At 47.9% G+C, this 16960-nt stretch carries 14 protein-coding genes and 1 pseudogene; 10 read left to right on the forward strand and 5 right to left on the reverse strand.

From position 1 onward, the window contains the following. Nucleotides 1–228: 228 nt before the first annotated feature. Both NSU00_RS04285 and NSU00_RS04290 read right to left on the reverse strand, forming a co-directional pair. Complete coding sequence (locus NSU00_RS04285) at nucleotides 229–1623, reverse strand: hypothetical protein (protein WP_340703473.1); 1395 nt, start codon at nucleotides 1621–1623, stop codon at nucleotides 229–231. Between the two features lie 415 nt (nucleotides 1624–2038). Further along, nucleotides 2039–2551, reverse strand: coding sequence for an antibiotic biosynthesis monooxygenase family protein (locus NSU00_RS04290; RefSeq protein ID WP_340702422.1), 513 nt, complete (start codon nucleotides 2549–2551; stop codon nucleotides 2039–2041). 406 nt (nucleotides 2552–2957) lie between these two features. On the opposite strand from NSU00_RS04290, the gene hemE reads away from it, so the two are divergent. The 6 genes from hemE to NSU00_RS04320 all read left to right on the forward strand — a co-directional run bounded on the left by hemE (nucleotide 2958) and on the right by NSU00_RS04320 (nucleotide 10604). Next, entirely contained in the window at nucleotides 2958–4013 is a 1056-nt protein-coding gene (gene hemE, locus NSU00_RS04295) for a uroporphyrinogen decarboxylase (RefSeq protein WP_340702423.1), read from the forward strand. Then, nucleotides 4013–4963: a ferrochelatase gene (gene hemH / locus NSU00_RS04300; RefSeq protein ID WP_061086509.1), complete on the forward strand. Its 951-nt coding sequence runs from the start codon at nucleotides 4013–4015 to the stop codon at nucleotides 4961–4963. Before hemE ends, hemH begins: the two co-directional genes overlap by 1 nt. Before the next feature lie 68 nt (nucleotides 4964–5031). Next, on the forward strand, nucleotides 5032–6462 hold the full coding sequence (gene hemY / locus NSU00_RS04305) for a protoporphyrinogen oxidase (protein ID WP_340703474.1): 1431 nt from the start codon (nucleotides 5032–5034) through the stop codon (nucleotides 6460–6462). Nucleotides 6463–6798: 336 nt separating this feature from the next. Beyond that, nucleotides 6799–7371: a TetR/AcrR family transcriptional regulator gene (locus NSU00_RS04310; protein WP_118498070.1), complete on the forward strand. Its 573-nt coding sequence runs from the start codon at nucleotides 6799–6801 to the stop codon at nucleotides 7369–7371. Between the two features lie 29 nt (nucleotides 7372–7400). Beyond that, nucleotides 7401–10079 (forward strand): YhgE/Pip domain-containing protein, encoded by a 2679-nt coding sequence (locus NSU00_RS04315; RefSeq protein WP_340703475.1) that lies wholly within the window; start codon nucleotides 7401–7403, stop codon nucleotides 10077–10079. Nucleotides 10080–10196: 117 nt separating this feature from the next. After that, a complete protein-coding gene (locus NSU00_RS04320; RefSeq protein WP_265115528.1) occupies nucleotides 10197–10604 on the forward strand; it encodes an MFS transporter in 408 nt (135 codons plus the stop codon). Nucleotides 10605–10656: 52 nt separating this feature from the next. Here NSU00_RS04320 and NSU00_RS04325 read toward each other — a convergent pair whose 3' ends face one another. Continuing rightward, entirely contained in the window at nucleotides 10657–11625 is a 969-nt protein-coding gene (locus NSU00_RS04325) for a DMT family transporter (protein WP_340703476.1), read from the reverse strand. A gap of 303 nt (nucleotides 11626–11928) precedes the next feature. On the opposite strand from NSU00_RS04325, the pseudogene NSU00_RS04330 reads away from it, so the two are divergent. Beyond that, nucleotides 11929–12294: pseudogene (locus NSU00_RS04330) on the forward strand (aldehyde dehydrogenase family protein); the annotation flags it as partial. Nucleotides 12295–12327: 33 nt separating this feature from the next. On the opposite strand, the gene NSU00_RS04335 reads toward NSU00_RS04330, so the two are convergent. Continuing rightward, nucleotides 12328–12891, reverse strand: a complete 564-nt coding sequence (locus NSU00_RS04335) for an SCO family protein (RefSeq protein ID WP_340703477.1) — start codon at nucleotides 12889–12891, stop codon at nucleotides 12328–12330. A gap of 97 nt (nucleotides 12892–12988) precedes the next feature. Here NSU00_RS04335 and NSU00_RS04340 point away from each other — a divergent pair, with 97 nt between their 5' ends. Then, entirely contained in the window at nucleotides 12989–13381 is a 393-nt protein-coding gene (locus NSU00_RS04340; protein ID WP_340703478.1) for a FixH family protein, read from the forward strand. Nucleotides 13382–13635: 254 nt separating this feature from the next. Here the strand turns inward: NSU00_RS04340 and yhfH are convergent, their stop codons facing one another. Next, complete coding sequence (gene yhfH / locus NSU00_RS04345; RefSeq protein ID WP_014095772.1) at nucleotides 13636–13773, reverse strand: protein YhfH; 138 nt, start codon at nucleotides 13771–13773, stop codon at nucleotides 13636–13638. A gap of 192 nt (nucleotides 13774–13965) precedes the next feature. Between yhfH and NSU00_RS04350 the strand changes: the two genes are divergently transcribed. Further along, complete coding sequence (locus NSU00_RS04350) at nucleotides 13966–14952, forward strand: lipoate--protein ligase (protein ID WP_013858745.1); 987 nt, start codon at nucleotides 13966–13968, stop codon at nucleotides 14950–14952. Between the two features lie 122 nt (nucleotides 14953–15074). Next, nucleotides 15075–16622: a fatty acid--CoA ligase family protein gene (locus NSU00_RS04355; RefSeq protein WP_340703479.1), complete on the forward strand. Its 1548-nt coding sequence runs from the start codon at nucleotides 15075–15077 to the stop codon at nucleotides 16620–16622. Nucleotides 16623–16960 lie beyond the last annotated feature (338 nt).

Raw genomic sequence — 16960 nt, forward strand, 5'->3', positions numbered from 1 at the left:
TGTTATTTTTACTATTATACCATAATTGTGAAAAAGTCTGCTGCTTTATCGCGGTAACAGCTAAAAGGAAGCGGCACCTGCGGATGCAGGCTGCCGCTGTTGGCATATGTGAAAGGGCGGGCGCCTTACTCCATCCATTTACAGCACCGTGTCTAAACGGGCCGCTGTTGGCCTGCGCGAATGGAGAGACCATAGCTTCAGCCGCCCCGTTTCCAGCCTGCTCTGCGGTCAGATTAGAAACATCGCGACAATTGTTGTCACAATGAGGCCGGTGATGACAGGGATTAAATTGCGCCTTGCCAGTTCAAACGGGTCGACATTGCAAATGGCAGCAGCCGGAATTAATGCCCACGGAATGATCGTTCCCCCGCCGACAAAAATTGCGGCAATTTGCCCAAGCGCGGTCAGGGTGGCGGCTCCCGAACCGATTGCATGGGCAAACAGCGCTGCAATTGAGCCGGCGAGCGAAATGCCGGAAAATCCCGAACCGTCAAGGCCGGTAATGACGCCGACTCCGGCTGTTGTCAGTGCGCCGATTTCTTTTGAGACCGGCATAACCGATGCCAGGGCGCTGCCGAGATCATTTACAATCCCCTGTGAAGCGCCCGGCAGATCGGCGCCGATCATCGTATGGAAACCATCGCCGCCAAGATAGAAAAATGCGGCAATCGGAATGACGGGGCCGAACACCTGGAAACCGAACTGCAGGCCGTCTATCAAATATTTTGTCACTTTTTCAAAGCCGCTTTTACGGGAACCGGCCATTGTAATGAGAAGCAAGATCATGATCGAGGTGCCGCCAACGAGTGCGGTTGCCGCATCCCCCTGCAAATGAAAAAGAACCATGGCAACGATGTCAAGGATGAAAAACACAGGAATAAAAAAAGCAAAAAGTTTTTTGTATACCGGCTTGAGCCCGGGGACTTTTGCATCAGGCGGTGCAGTGCTCTCGGCCGGTTTCTCTCCGGCAGCAAGCAAGCCTTTTTTCATATCGCGTTTAAGCAGCAAAAAAGCGGTAACGGTCGTCACCACGCCCATCACAATGACGAGTGGGACGCTTGCTTCTATGACGGACGATACAGGAATGCCGGCGCCGTCAGCCGTCAGTTTCGGCGCCCCTTGGATGACATAGTCGCCGGAGAGGGCGATCCCGTGCCCGAACAAGTTCATGGCAACAGCCACGCCGATCGCCGGCAGCCCGACCCGGATCGCAACCGGCAAAAGCACAGCCCCCATCAGCGCGACAGCAGGGGATGGCCAAAAGAAAGTCGAGATAAACAGCATTAAAAAGCCGATGATCCAAAAAGCAAGATTCGGCCCTTTTATCAGTTTTGCGAACGGGGCCACCATCACATCATTGATTCCGGTATCAAGCATGCTCCTGCTCATCGAGACGATAATGGAAATGACAAGAATGATGGGCAGCAATTCTTTGATCGCAAATACAAAACTCGTAAAAATACCGCTGACAGACGCAGTGAACGATCCGGTTGCAATCCATGCAATGATGAAAATACCGGCAATACATACAAGGGACGTATCCTTTTTCAGGACCATCATCAGGATAATGAAAAGAATAAACATCAAATATACAAAGTGAATGGCAGTCAAATCAATGCCCATTTCCATTGCCCCCTTCTTGATGCAGCATATGGCGGGGGCAAGAAATGGGTGACTGTCACGATAATGCCTGCCACCCTCCGGATCATGCCGCAGGCCATCTGCGGGGCGTGCAGGCACGGTTTTACCTGCCTATCCTGTTCCGGAACCTTTGCAAATCAGTGTACCTAGTTTTTGAATCTCTGTACTGGCCTGCCTTTTTCGCGGCTGATTTGCAGGCCGGGCGCGGAAAGACAGGCTGCGGACTAAATTTTTTTCCCGATTGGCACTCCCACTTTCCCGCTCTGGAATTTTTCCAATCGCCCATTCTTCCGGTTCCTGAAATGGTCCGTGTATATCGAGGGGCCGGCCGGCAGCCTGCTTAACGGGCGGTTACAGCAACAGATCCCGGCTGCCTGAGCAGGCGGCCGGGATCTGTTTATCCTTCCTCTTCATCTTGCGGAATGACATATTCTTTTGTAAAAGCAGGGGCGTCATACGTGCTCTTGTTTGCGCCAATTTCTGTCAGATCCAGGCTGTGGACGAGCAAATAATCAATGGAACGCTTCCACTTTTCGAAACTCTCTTCGTCTTTCCAGCCGGTAATGGCGATATACGTATCCCCTTTTACCGGGCGGAGGAGCCGGTATGCTGCAAAGCCGGGCTTGCTTTCTATGGTCGGGGTGTTTTTTTTGAAGTGGAATTCGTAAACCGGTTTTCCTTCATCCGGAATCGGAAGATGGGTAAAAATGAAGAATATGCCGTCTTCCAAATTTCCGCTGGAGGCAGCCAGCTGATAACGGCGTGGCGAGGCAAAAACGGTTTTCCCCTCCGTTTCGTGCAACAACAGCGCATGTTCCGGGTTTTGCAACAGCACCATCTTTTCATCGGGATACTTTTCCTTTATTTTTAAGAGAAAAGCATAAGTACCCGTTGTGACGTAGACATTCATTTTGATCACCCCTCTCTGCTTCCAGTTTAACCTATATCTTTCCGCTGTTCAATTTGTAAAGTTTTGCAAAATAAAGACGGCGGCCGAAAGCGAATAGAAATAGGAAGCGGCTCACGCCTTTTCATCTTTTCTGTCTGTGCCGGAGAGGCGATGGGGGAAGGAAGCGGCACAAAATGGAATAATAATGAAAAAACCGGGCAAAAATCGGACATAGCCTGTATTCGCGTACAACCATAAGGAAAAGCAAAATACGGCAAATTTGTGACAGTTGGAAGAGCTGGCTGCACAATGCTTTTTGAAACGATTATAGTAAAAAAGATATTGCCCTCTCAGGATAAAATAGTTTTTATTTGAAAAGAATTATTATAAAATAAATGGTGACTGTGTGGCGTGAGGAGGATAACATTTGAAGAAAAAGATCTTAAACGATTCCCTTTTAAAAGCGGCAAGGGGAGAACAGGCAGGCCGCGTCCCCGTCTGGTATATGCGGCAGGCCGGCAGATCCCAGCCCGAGTACCGTAAACTGAAAGAAAAGTATTCTCTGTTCGACATCACGCATCAGCCGGAACTTTGCGCATATGTGACAAGGCTGCCGGTAGAGCATTATGATGTGGATGCCGCCATTCTTTATAAAGATATCATGACACCGCTCCCCGCCCTCGGTGTGGAAGTTGAAATCCTCAAAGGAGCAGGCCCTGTCATACATAACCCGGTTTCTTCGTTAAAAGATGTGGAAAAATTGGGGGAGTTGCATCCGGAAGAAGATGTTCCCTATGTACTGGAGACGATCCGGCTGTTGACGGAGGAACAGTTGGCGGTTCCGTTGATCGGATTTTCCGGCGCGCCTTTTACCTTGGCCAGTTATATGATTGAAGGCGGGCCTTCAAAAGATTATCGAAAAACAAAAGCGTTTATGTATACGGAACCAAAAGCGTGGTTTGCGCTGATGGAAAAACTGGCTGATATGATCATTGTGTATGTAAAAGCGCAAATCAAAGCCGGTGCGAGCGCCATCCAAATATTTGATTCATGGGCGGGCGCTTTAAATGCAGCGGATTACCGCAATTATATGAAACCTGTGATGGAACGGATATTTACCGCATTGCGAACAGAAAATACCCCGTTCATCCTGTTCGGTGTCGGGGCCGGGCATCTGGCGTTGGAATGGAACAGCCTGCCAATTGATGTGGTTGGCCTCGACTGGCGGCTGTCGATCCAAAAAGCGCGCGCGCTCGGCGTGACAAAAGCAATCCAGGGGAATCTTGACCCCGCCGTGCTCTTGGCCCCGTGGGAAGTTATTCAAGAAAAGGCGGCCGCCATACTGGACGAAGGCATGGCGCAGCCGGGTTACATCTTTAACCTCGGGCATGGTGTCACCCCTGATGTCCGTCCGGAAACATTAAAAAGGCTGACAACGTTTATTCATGAATACAGCGAAAGAAAACAACAGGAGGGAGCATAATGGAAAAGAAAAAAATCGGACTGCTCGTGATGGCGTACGGCACGCCGTATAAAGAAGAAGATATTGAGCGTTACTATACCCATATCCGGCACGGGAGAAGGCCCCAGGATGAGATGCTGGAAGATTTGAAGCGCCGGTATAAAGCAATCGGAGGTCTGTCCCCGCTCGCCAAAATAACAGAAAACCAGGCATATGCGCTTGAAGCGAGGCTGAATGAACGGACGGACGGAGCGGAATTTAAAGCTTATATTGGCTTAAAACATATTGAACCTTTTATTGAAGATGCCGTCAAACAAATGCATGATGACGGCATTGAAGAAGCGGTATCGATCGTGCTTGCGCCACATTACTCGGCTTTTAGCGTGAAATCATACAACGAAAGGGCGAAAGAAGCAGCGGCAAAACTGGGCGGACCCGCCATCCAATCGGTCGAAAGCTGGTATGATGAACCGAAATTTGTCGATTTTTGGGCACATCAATTGAAGAAAACGTATGCTACAATGAGTGAAGAAGAACGCACGTCTTCCTGCTTGATTGTATCCGCCCACAGCCTTCCGGAAAAAATTCTGCAGTACGGCGATCCGTATCCGGAACAAATCCGGGAAACCGCTGATCTGATTGCGGAGGCAGCGGGCGTGCAGACGTATGCAGTCGGCTGGCAAAGCGCAGGCAATACGCCGGATCCGTGGCTCGGCCCCGATGTGCAAGACCTTACAAGAACGCTGTATGAAAAACATCATTATAAAGCCTTCATTTATGCGCCGGTCGGGTTCGTTGCGGAACATCTGGAAGTTTTATATGATAATGATTATGAGTGCAAGGCAGTTTGCGATTCAGTTGGCGCATCGTATTACCGCCCGGAAATGCCGAATGACAACCCGGCTTTTATTGATTCGCTGGCTGAGGCTGTTTTGAAAAAAACAAAATCAGGGTTGCTGCCGCAAGAATAGGCAGCCGCCTGAGATTTTTTAACGGATTTCCATAAAGCATGACATTATTGCCAAAGAAGGTGCTGACAATGGCCGGAAACAGAAAAAAAGTAGCTGTGCTTGGCGGCGGAATCACCGGCTTGACAGCTGCTTATTATTTGCGGCGCCTTGTTGAGGACCAACAGCTGCCGTTTGATGTGATATTGTTGGAAAAAGGGCGCCGGCTTGGCGGAAAAATCCAGACGGTCAGGCGGGACGGATTTGTCATTGAACGCGGGCCGGATTCTTTTCTGGCAAGAAAGCAAAGCGCTTTGCATCTGGCACAAGATCTTGGGCTGTCGCCTTCCCTCGTATCCAATGCGACAGGCAAATCTTATATTTTATTAAACCAACAGCTCTATCCGGTGCCAAGAGGTTCTGTGATGGGCATTCCGACAAGATTGGCGCCTTTTTTTGCTTCTCCTTTGTTTTCTGTTACCGGCAAAATCCGGGCGCTCTGCGATTTGATCCTGCCCCGGAAAAATACCGGCGAAGACCGGTCAGTCGGGGATTTTGTCCGCTACCGGCTCGGTGAAGAAGTGCTGGAAAACCTTGTCGAACCATTATTGTTCGGGGTGTATGCCGGAGATGTCGACGAGCTGAGCGTGCTGGCAACGCAGCCTCAATTTTTCGAGGCTGTCCAAAAACACCGAAGCCTGATCCTCGGCATGAAAAAAGTAGCGGCGGAATTTGCGCAAGACTCCAGGCCAACCCGGAATAAGGGGGCTTTTTTAACCTTTCAAAACGGCCTCGAAACGCTCGTTGAAGCACTTGAGGAAAAAATCGGCGCTGAGGCGGTCATGAAGGGCGTGACAGTGGATACGGTTGAAATGAGTACGGGCGGCGGGGATTACAGGATCACACTGACAAATGGAACCCGCATCACAGCGGATTATATTATCTCGGCCCTTCCTCATTTTTCGCTCCCCCATATTTTTTCAAAGTATGCTTTTTTTGCGCCGCTTGAAAAGGTGCCATCCACATCTGTTGCAACAGTCTCGATGGCGTTTCCGGAGAGCGCGGTGAAAAAAGACATTGACGGGACAGGCTTTGTGGTGACGAGAAACAGTGATTATACAATTACCGCCTGCACCTGGACGCATAAAAAATGGCCGCATACAGCACCGGAAGGAAAGGCGTTGCTCCGCTGCTATATCGGCCGGTCAGCGGAATCCGCAGTCGTCGATCTCGCGGATGACAGGATTCAGAAAATCGTGCTGGAAGATTTAAATAAAATCATGGAAATAACAGCAGAACCGGAGTTTACTGTTGTTTCCCGCTGGAAATATGCGATGCCGCAATATACGGTGGGCCATAAAGCAAGAATCGGGAAAATTTTAGCGGCAGCCAAAAACGAATTGCCGGGCATTTCTTTTGCCGGCAGCTCGTTTAACGGGGTCGGCGTGCCGGACTGCATCTCCCAGGGAAGGGCGGCGGTTGGCGAGATGCTCCGGTACTTCCGGCTTCGGGCTGAATTTTAATAGGTGATGAAGAAAGCGGCATGGTGCATTCGGCTGGCACCTGCCGTTTTTATTGTCACGGAAACGGGAATGAGGGATGTGTAAAATCTTTTCCGGCGCGTTGCCATGCAAGTATGGCGCAGCGGCGGGAGATCATTCCCAACGAAGGAATGCTTTTACTTGAAGAAACGAATGAAAAATGCGCCAATGAAAAGCACTGCAGAGACTTGGCCGGAAGCATCATGGTTCCCGGATAACAAATACTTGATGTTCAGGAGGAAACGTGGTATATTACTTTTTGTACGAAAATGACCAAAAAACCAAATCAGTCACTCGTTCTAACGGGAGGTGGAAAGCTTGGAAACGGACCGCAGGCTGCAAATATTAAACGCTGCTACAAAATCTTTTGCCCAGTATGGTTATAAAGCGACAACAATGGATTTGATCGCCAAAATGGGCAACGTCGGAAAGGGGACCATTTACAATTTTTTTCGCAATAAAGAAGAATTATTCCATGAAATCATTGCCCGCCTGATTGATGAAATGGAGCAGGTGGCGGAAGCGTCAATGGATCCGGAAGCTTCTTTTTATGCCAATCTGCATTCCGCCCTGTTCAGCATTCTTGAATTCCGCAAAACCCATCAGCTGACGCTTAAATTATTCGAAGAGCAGAAAGAAATGGGAACGCCGGCCGTCAATGACATGGTCGAGAAAATTGAAGAGAAGATCATTGACTACCTGAAAGGAATGCTGGAACGGGCGATACAGGCGGGGAAAATCAAACCGTGCAATCCGGAGTTGACCGCTTTTATCATGTTTAAACTGTATGTCGCCATTATTTTTGACTGGGAAAAACACCATGATTCTCTGTCGAAGGAAGAAATTGCGGAGGCGTTTGAACTGTATTTGTTAAAAGGGCTGCAGAACTGATTTTTCGGCTGGAAAAGGAGGTATTTTAGATGGACAATTTATGGTTCGCGGAAATACGGAGTATTTTACGTTCGCCGAAAAAGCTGATTGAAACGGCAGCCATTATTCTTGTGCCAATTTTATATGCCGGCATGTTTATCTGGTCTCTTTGGGATCCGTACGGGCATATCGAAAAATTGCCGGTTGCCGTTGTAAATAAAGACAAAGGGGCACAAATGGAGGGGGAACATCTCGCCCTCGGGGATAAGCTCGTCAAAAATTTAAAAGAAAAGGACACCTTTAATTTTCACTTTGTCGATCAGCAAACGGCGGAGAAAAAACTGAAAGATAACCAATATTATATGATTATAGAGATCCCTGAAGATTTCTCTAAAAACGCAACCACTTTACTGGATAAAAACCCACAAAAATTGCAGCTGAACTATATTCAAAACCAGGCAATGAACTATATTTCTTCCAAAATTGAAGAATCTGCAATGACAAAAATAAAATCGAGCGTTGCAGAACAGGTGACAAAAACGTATGCGGAAGAAGTATTCGGCAAAGTGAAAGAGATGGCAAACGGCTACCGGTCTGCCGGAAACGGGGCAAAAAGCCTTGCCAAAGGAAGCGGCAAACTAAAAGACGGCGCTGTTGTCTTAAGAAAAGGAACGGAAAATTTGTTGACCGGCGCTACCGCCCTGAATGACGGCATCGGCCGGGTCCATAACGGGGCGGCTGATTTAAACAAGGGCGCTTTGAAACTGTATAACGGTTCACGCACGCTCGGCGAAGGGATCGCCCAGGTTGACAGCGGCGCCGTTTCCTTGAAAAACCATTTGGCCCAATTGGCGGCAAGCTCGGTTACTTTTTCAAACGGGCTGTCGGAGGCAAAATCGGGTGCGGATAAGGTAGCAAATGGTTCAAAAACGCTGGCCTCGGGTATGAACCAGCTTGCCTCGGCAAGCGGCCAGTTGCTTGATGCGTCGAAACAGCTTCAAACGGGAGCCGGCAAGGTGGCAGACGGGAGCGACAAATTAAGTAACGGATTAAATAGGGTCAACAGCCAGCTTCCGGCGTTAACGAGCGGCACCGACCAAGTGCAAAACGGCGTGAAAGAGCTGCAACAACAGCTGCCTGAAAAGCTTGCAGCGGGCATTACAAGCAAGATGGATGAAAACATGGAGACCAGGCTTACCGGCCTTCAGTCGCAAATCGATGAGATGAGCGGTAGCATGTTTGAACAGCAAAAGACCCAGGCGAAAAACCTGCTCAGCCAGTTAGAACAAGTGCTGCCGGCCGAAACATATAAGACGGTTTCCGACCAAATCTTAAGTAATTATACACCTGAAAAGAAACAAACATTCCAGAAAGCATTCCGAGAGCAGGTCAAAAAGCAGCTTTTGGCCTCGTTAACCAGCGGGTCTGCATCTACGCAAGCCGCTTTGCAAAGCCAAATTCAACAGGCGATTGCTCCGTACTTTTCTGATCTGAACAAAGGGCTTACAGAGGTAAGCAGCGGGCAGCAACAATTGCAAACCGGTATTGGCGAACTCGCCAAAGGCGCCAATCGTTTGAATGACGGCGCACAGCAACTTGCAAGCGGCCAAAATGCATTCGTCAAAAACGCAACCATTTTTAATGAAAAACTGCAACAAGCTGCATCCGGCGCAAACAGCCTCGAATCCGGGGCAACGGCGGTTGCATCCGGGCTCGGGCAGCTTTCCGGCGGTTCAGGCCAGCTCGTAAACGGAACGAAACAACTGGCAAACGGTTCAAGCGCGCTTGCAGAAGGGACCGGAAAACTGGCAGAAGGTTCAAATGAATTGACGAACGGTACACAATCACTTGCGAACGGCTCAAGCGTGCTCGTAAAAGGCACGTCCCAATTATTAAATGGCGCAGCCCAGTTGCAAAGCGGAAGTAAGCAGTTGAACAACGGTGCGGGCAACCTTGTTTCCGGCACGGGCCAATTAAATGCCGGCGCAGATAAACTGAGCAATAAACTTGGCAAAGCGGCTGACCAGGCCGGGGCCATCAATCCGACCGACGCCACTTATAATATGATGAGCAGCCCGGTCCGGCTGAACCATGATGCTGTGACAAAAGTGCCGAACTATGGTACCGGCCTTGCTCCGTATTTCTTATCGCTCGGGCTTTTTGTCGGCGGATTATTGCTGACAGTTATCTACAATGTAAAAGCCCCGGCAATCATGCCGAAAAACGGGGTAACCTGGTTTCTTGGAAAATTCGGCGTCATGGCACTGATCGGCATCTTACAATCGCTTTTGGCAGATTTCATTCTGCTTGATCTGCTGAAATTGCATGTGCAAAGTGTGCCACTGTTTATCTTTGCAACCATTATGACGAGCCTGACTTATATGGCGATCATCCAATTTTTGGTTGCGGCATTCGCGAACCCGGGCAGGTACATTGCGGTCATCATTTTGATTTTGCAACTGACGACAAGCGCAGGCACCTTCCCGCTTGAATTGATTCCAAAGCCGCTTCAGGCTGTCCATGACCTGATGCCGATGACATATTCGCTGCAAATGTTTAAAGCGGTGATTTCAAGCGGCGATTTCAGTTTCATGTGGCAAAATGCCGATAAGCTTTCGGTCTTTTTTGCGGCGTTTATCTTTCTTTCCCTTCTCTACTTTGTTGTGAAATTTAGACACCTTCATAAGATGGTAGAAAAGGAGGGGGCAGCCTCTCCGATGGAAGCATAAGAGATTTGCTGTGAAAGCGGCAGGACGAAGCCATTTTGGCCGGTCCTGCTGTTTTTTTATGGCTGTATTTGTAAACAGAGCTGCATGCCGGTCTTTGCATCTCAAGCGGCTTGCCGCATGGCTTATTTTGACTTTTACAGGGATGAATTGGTTCTCCCTTTTGTCATTCTCTGGGGAAGCGCTGCCGGATTTGGCGCCCAGGCATTTTACGGCTTGTGGGCGAGTGAATTGTTCCCGACGCGGTACCGCGCGGGCGCACAGGGGTTTATTTATTTCCTCGTCCGGTTCGGGATTGCCATCTGGTCTTTTCTGCTTCCAACCATTATGGACACGCTCAGTTTTAAAGTAGCGGGAATTGTGATGATCGTATTCCTTGTCATCCACTGTATCATCGGAATCGTTCTCGCGCCGTCTACACAAGGAAAAACGCTGGAAGAAATTGAAAAAGAACGGTTCGGGACCGTCCGGGGCGGGGAAAAACCAGCCGTTTCACCGGCAACCCCGGCGGAACAGCTGAACCAGTAAAACAAAAAAGGCACAAGTGCGGATCACACTTGTGCCTTTTTAAATGAAAAGATTATCTGTTTTTTGCCCGGCTGACCCTGAGTTCGGGCTGTTTGCTTCCAGCCGGCAGCAACGTCATCAGCGAACCTGCGACGATCAGGATAATCCCGGCCGCAACAGCCGGCGTAATCGCTTCTCTGAGAAAAATGAGCGCCAAAACCGGTGCCAGCGCCGGCTTAATAAAGAAAACCATCGAAGCCGTTGAGGCGCTCGTTACATCCATGGCAAGGAAGTAAAACGCAAACCCGAGCCCGGTGACAAAAATGCCGATATAAATCAGGCTTGGCAGCGTATGCCATGCAATTCCGCGGAACACGGGCACATTTGCAAATACGCTGAGGCCTATGGAACGCAGCCAGCCCGCAACAAATCCAATTTTCGAAAGCAATACAAGCGCAAGGATTTCCATACTGCCGGTAAAAAAGCTCAGGCAGGTTAAAATGACGCCGTCGCATTTAAATTGCTGGCTGCCCTTTCTGCCGACAACACTGTAAAGCGCAAACGTAACCGCCGAAAGAAGCGCAACAATAATGCCGAAAGGGCTTTGGATTTCAAACGGGTTGACGATAAACAAAATTCCGGCTAGGCTGATGCCCAATGCAACCAGCGTCCGCTTCGAAAGACGCTCTTTTAAAAGAAAATAAGCGAGCGGAATAACAAACAGCGGGTTGCAACTGAACAAAATCGCAACGGTGGAAGCTTTTGTATAAACAATGGCCAATTGGTAAAATGTCATGCTGATCACAACACATAAAAAGCCGGTTACAACAAAAAATAAAAAACTGTCCTTTGTCATGTGAAAATGATATTTTTTCATATGCTGAAACGCCAATGGCGACAATATAACCGCGCCAATAAAAAAGCGAAGCAGGTTCAATTGGATCGGATGAAACGTACCGGCAACCATTTTTATGGCAATTTCCATCGTGCTGAAAAATACAGCAGACAAAACAATGTACAAAATTCCTTTTTTCATGCTCATTACCTCGATCTCATTAAAATGTTTAAATGGTTATCCGGTCATCTGATGATCAACCAAAAAAAGCAGGGCAAATTTCCCCTATTCCAATTTTATTCCATCTCCTATTATAATGCTCTTCCGTTCATAAGGAAAAGGACAACTATGTGAACAATAGAACAAATTGGTGGCTGCCGCTTAAAGAATTCGTTTCCTTCCCCCCTCTTCTTATTTTTCCTTTGATTTTTGCTGTTTTCCTTATGGATTTGTTTGCGGAGAAACGGGAAAGTCCATTAAGGCTTGAGCCTTCAAAACCAGGCCGAAAGGGACAAAGGCTACTATTATGAGCCGACCGTGCTTGTCAATGTCGATAACACAATGGAAATCATGCGCGAGGAAATTTTCGGGCCGGTTCTCCCGATTGCCACGTTTAAAACGCTTGATGAGGCGATTGAACTGGCAAATGACTGCCAATACGGCCTGACTTCCGCCATTTTCACTTCCAATGTAGACACGATGATGCGTGCCAGCAATGAATTAAAATTTGGCGAAACGTATGTGAACCGTGAAAGCTTTGAAGCAATCCAGGGATTCCACGCCGGGTGGAGAAAATCGGGCGTCGGCGGCGCAGACGGCAAACACGGGCTTGAGGAATACTTGCAAACGCATGTTGTATATGTACAGTATAAATAATCAAAAGCGCCGGCCACCAGCCGGCGTTTTTGATTATCGCAGTCTTTCGATTTCTTTCATGATTTTGTCAGCATCAAAGTCCGCGCTCCCGTCAAAGTCTTTTATAAGCTCGCCGTTTTTATTGACGACATAAAAACTCGTGCCGTGGACAACCTGGTCATTTCCGTCCGATTTAGCGACCGGGTTTTTAAAATTTTTCATCGCAAACTTTTCGATTTTTTTCTGCGAATAGCCGGTAAGGAAATGCCACATGGAAAAATCGCTGTGAAATTGGTTGGCAAATTGTTTCAGCTTTTGTGGCGTATCCACTTCGGGGTCGATGCTGAAAGATACAAGCTCCACATCTTTGTAACCTGCTTTTTTGATTTTCTCCTGCAATTCGCTCATATGCAACGTCATCGGGGGGCACACCGTTTTACAGCTCGTAAAAATAAAGTCGGCCACCCACACTTTCCCCTTTAAATCGCTCAGGCTAAAAAATTTCCCGTTCTGATCCGTAAATTGAAAGTGTTCAACTGGATCCCCCTTTGGCGCACAGGAGGAAAGCGCTGGAAGCAAAAATGCGAACAACACGAAAAGTGCCATCTTTCTCTTCAAATCAGCCCCCCCTTTACGGATGTAAGCGGTATTTTGTATGATCATTATAACATGTATTTTCAGTATAAACGGTCAAAACAGAAAAAAGAGGGTGGAAATGGTGAGAAAGTGGATCCTGGCGGGCTTGTTCCTGATGGCCGCCTCGCTCTTTGCGGGATGCGGAAAACAGGAGACGGCGGCTGTAAAACCGGCGAAATTGGTAAAAGTACAGCTCATCGTTCCCAAAACGGCTGACGCCGGCACAAACATCCCGTTAAAGGCGGTGGTCACACAAGGGAAAGAAAAAGTAGACGATGCAGACGAAGTGAAGTTTGAAATCTGGAAGGAAAATTCGGATAAAAACAGCTCGATGCTGGAAGCGAAGCATGATCAGCACGGCATTTATACCGCAAAAACGGTCATTAAAGAACCCGGCACATATACGGTTCAGGTGCATGTGACAGCGCGAAAAATGCATGTCATGCCTAAAACCGATTTATCCGTAAAGTGAACTACCCACCACTTATTGACCTTGCGGTCTAATTGAAGTGGGGGCTTCTCGACTTATCGTTGCTTTTACTAGCCAACGAAAACTGACCGAGCTAACCCTCTTGTTCCAAGAGTTTTGTTACTTATGATAACGCTAATCATTGGTGCGATTCGCACCTTCACATTCCTTGAGGATGGGAGACTTCTTTCGGAAAGCCGTTAAAAAAAACCGGGCAGCGTGAAGGCGTTTTTTCATGCCTTGCGCTGCCCTTTTTGCTATTCATGGCTTTTCACGTGCAGGCAGTTCGGGCATGTATTGCCGTAGCATTCCGACTGCTCATCGATTTTTTCGCCGCATTCTGTGCAATATTTATCAGGCAGGTTTTTGAAAAAGTCTAAAATATTTTGTACCATTTTCACGACTCCTTTGTTATATAACTGTTTATTATGTTTTTAATTGTATTATAACAGTTTTCGAATGTCAATGCGAAATGGTGAATTTTTTAGAAAAATAGAGAAAAGATCAAAGATTGCCCACGGGCATCCCTTGTTCTATAATGAAAATGAAAGGGATTGCTTTACATTTTGCATAAAGGAGGCGGCACTATGCTGTTTATTGATAACCAGGGCATTACCGACCCGCGCATCAACCTTGCTATCGAAGAGTATGCCTTGAAAAATCTCGATATCAATGAAACTTATTTGCTTTTTTACATAAACCAGCCGTCGATTATTATCGGCCGCAACCAAAACACCATCGAAGAAATCAACACGGATTACGTGGACAAAAACGGTGTCATCGTCGTCCGCAGGCTTTCCGGCGGTGGCGCGGTGTACCATGATCTCGGCAACATCAATTTCAGTTTCATCACAAAAGATGACGGCGAGTCCTTCAGCAATTTCCGCAAATTTACCGACCCGGTTGTGCAGGCATTGCGCAAACTCGGTGTAAACGCAGAATTGAGCGGGCGCAATGACATTCAGGTCGGCAACCGGAAAATTTCGGGGAACGCGCAGTTTTCCACAAACGGGCGCATGTTCAGCCACGGCACCCTGATGCTCAATTCAGAACTTGATAAAGTCGCACAGGCTTTAAAGGTCAAAAAAGAAAAAATCGAATCAAAAGGGATCAAGTCAGTGAGGAGCCGCGTCGCCAACATCTCCGAATTTCTCGACCGCCCGATCTCCATGCCGGCATTCAGGCAATTGCTTTTGGAAAACATTTTCGGCGGCAAGGACATACCGGAATATAAGCTGACCGAAAAGGATTGGGAAAAAATCCGCCAAATTTCAAAAGAGCGGTACCAGACATGGGAATGGAACTATGGAAAATCGCCAAAATTCAATCTCCGCCATTCCCGGCGTTTTCCGGCGGGAACGGTCGATGTGCGCCTTGAAGTGAACAAAGGGATCATCGAAAACTGCAAAATTTACGGCGATTTTTTCGGCATCGGGGAAGTAAAGGATATAGAAGAAAAGCTGGCCGGCTGCCGTTATGAGCGCGCCGGCATTGAAAAAGCGTTGGAAGGCACAGATATCCGGCATTATTTTGGCAACATAACGAAAGAAGACTTTATCAGCCTCATCTATTAAGAACACACAAATTCCCGGGTTCCAATCGGCAATCCGGAAATTTGTATTGAAATATTTTAATTGTTTTTATATAATAAACGGGTAGAATGAATGATTGTTCACTCAGAAAGGGGAGGGAGAAATTGAATTTACCGTCCAGTTTAAAAAAGACGGCGGAAACAAACGCGGACAAAACAGCTTATATTTTTATGGACCAGCCTGTTACGTACAAGGAGCTTGACACGGCCGTTTCAAAGTTTGCGGACGGGCTGAAAAAACTCGGGCTCAAAAAAGGGGATCATATGGCTCTTCTGCTTGGTAATTCACCGCAATTTATTATTGCCTTGTACGGGGCGATGCGGGCCGGCGTGACCACGATACCGGTCAACCCGATTTACACGCCGGAGGAAATCCGCTACATATTGGATAACGGCGATGTGAAAGCAGTTGTGGCGCTTGATTTATTTGCACCGTATGTGGATAAGATCGATGCCCGGCTGCCGAAAGTGGAGCATTACATCATTTGTGAAACCGATCCGGCAAAAGCGGGCAAATATACGCACCCAAAATTGAAATCGTTTTCACAAATACTGGCAGAAAGTTCGCCGTCCGTCGATGAAGTGCCGCTTTCTGAAGAGGATACGGCGGTTATTTTGTATACGTCCGGAACGACCGGAAAGCCGAAGGGGGCGATGCTCACACATAAAAATTTATATTCGAATGCGAGCGATATCGGCTCCTATTTGAAAATGAGCGCGGATGACCGGGTCATTACGGCGTTGCCGATGTTTCACGTTTTCTGCCTGACGGTTGCCGTGAATGCGCCGCTCATCAGCGGGGCAACGCTGCTCATATTGCCGAAGTTCAGCCCGAAAGAAGTGTTCCGGGTGGCAAGCCGGTACAAAGCAACGATATTTGCCGGCGTGCCGACGATGTACAATTATTTGTTCCAATATGAAGGCGGGGATCCGAAAGACTTCGCCACGCTCAGGCTGTGTATATCCGGCGGCGCTTCGATGCCGGTTGCGCTTCTGAAAAACTTTGAAAAAAAATTCAATGTGCTCATTTCGGAAGGATACGGATTGTCGGAAGCCTCCCCGGTTACCTGCTTCAATCCGCTTGACCGCCCGCGCAAACCGGGATCGATCGGCACCAATATTGTCCATGTTGAAAATAAAGTCGTGGATGAGCTTGGAAATGAGGTGCCTGTCGGCGAAGTCGGCGAACTCGTAGTACGCGGTCCGAACGTGATGAAAGGGTACTATAAAATGCCGGAAGAAACGGCGGCTGCGATCCGGAACGGCTGGCTGCATACCGGCGACATGGCGAAGATGGATGAAGAGGGTTACTTTTATATCGTGGACCGCAAGAAAGATATGGTTATTGTCGGCGGTTTTAATGTGTATCCGCGCGAAGTGGAAGAAGTGCTTTACGACCATCCGGATGTCGTGGAGGTAGCTGCAGTGGGCATCCCTGACCCAAATCAGGGGGAAGCCGTGAAAGTATACGTCGTATCGAAAAACAAAAATCTGACGGAACAGGAATTGCTCGATTACTGCAAAGAACGGCTTGCCAAATACAAAGTCCCGAAAGAAATTGAATTTCTGGATGAGCTTCCGAAAAACACAACCGGAAAAATTTTGCGCAGGTCTTTAAAAGAACAGCTGCAAAAACAATCGGCCCGGCTATAAAAAATCGGGATACGGAAAAGCCAAAGATTAGAAAACCGGGCGCATGGTTTCCTAGAAAAATTGCAATATGGAAGCAGGGATTGCAAAAACCCTTTAAAAAACCGGCAGTAACCGGCAAAGAACGCTTGAAAGCCAATCAGATAAAATCCGCTCTCGGAGCGGGAAGCCGTTCGAAAGCCCGAAAGAAACGGCGGGACACCACCATCCATCGTGTCCCGCCGTTTTTTTATTGCATCTTTCTTGATAAACAACACTTTTTCAGTGCCCTTCTGAACGAAAAGCCAGATTTTTGGCATCTTGTTAGAAAAACAGACAAGGCGTATAATAGGAAAATATAA

This window comes from Weizmannia sp. FSL W8-0401, from assembly GCF_038009125.1.
Taxonomy (GTDB): domain Bacteria; phylum Bacillota; class Bacilli; order Bacillales; family Bacillaceae_C; genus Weizmannia; species Weizmannia coagulans.

Coding starts and splice junctions, on each gene's coding strand:
- NSU00_RS04285 (WP_340703473.1), bottom strand. CDS start 1,623: ATGGGCATTGATTTGACTGCCATTCACTTTGTATATTTGATGTTTATT.
- NSU00_RS04350 (WP_013858745.1), top strand. CDS start 13,966: ATGCTGTTTATTGATAACCAGGGCATTACCGACCCGCGCATCAACCTT.
- NSU00_RS04320 (WP_265115528.1), top strand. CDS start 10,197: ATGGCTTATTTTGACTTTTACAGGGATGAATTGGTTCTCCCTTTTGTC.
- NSU00_RS04340 (WP_340703478.1), top strand. CDS start 12,989: ATGGTGAGAAAGTGGATCCTGGCGGGCTTGTTCCTGATGGCCGCCTCG.
- hemH (WP_061086509.1), top strand. CDS start 4,013: ATGGAAAAGAAAAAAATCGGACTGCTCGTGATGGCGTACGGCACGCCG.
- NSU00_RS04325 (WP_340703476.1), bottom strand. CDS start 11,625: ATGAGCATGAAAAAAGGAATTTTGTACATTGTTTTGTCTGCTGTATTT.
- yhfH (WP_014095772.1), bottom strand. CDS start 13,773: ATGGTACAAAATATTTTAGACTTTTTCAAAAACCTGCCTGATAAATAT.
- NSU00_RS04290 (WP_340702422.1), bottom strand. CDS start 2,551: ATGAATGTCTACGTCACAACGGGTACTTATGCTTTTCTCTTAAAAATA.
- NSU00_RS04315 (WP_340703475.1), top strand. CDS start 7,401: ATGGACAATTTATGGTTCGCGGAAATACGGAGTATTTTACGTTCGCCG.
- hemY (WP_340703474.1), top strand. CDS start 5,032: ATGGCCGGAAACAGAAAAAAAGTAGCTGTGCTTGGCGGCGGAATCACC.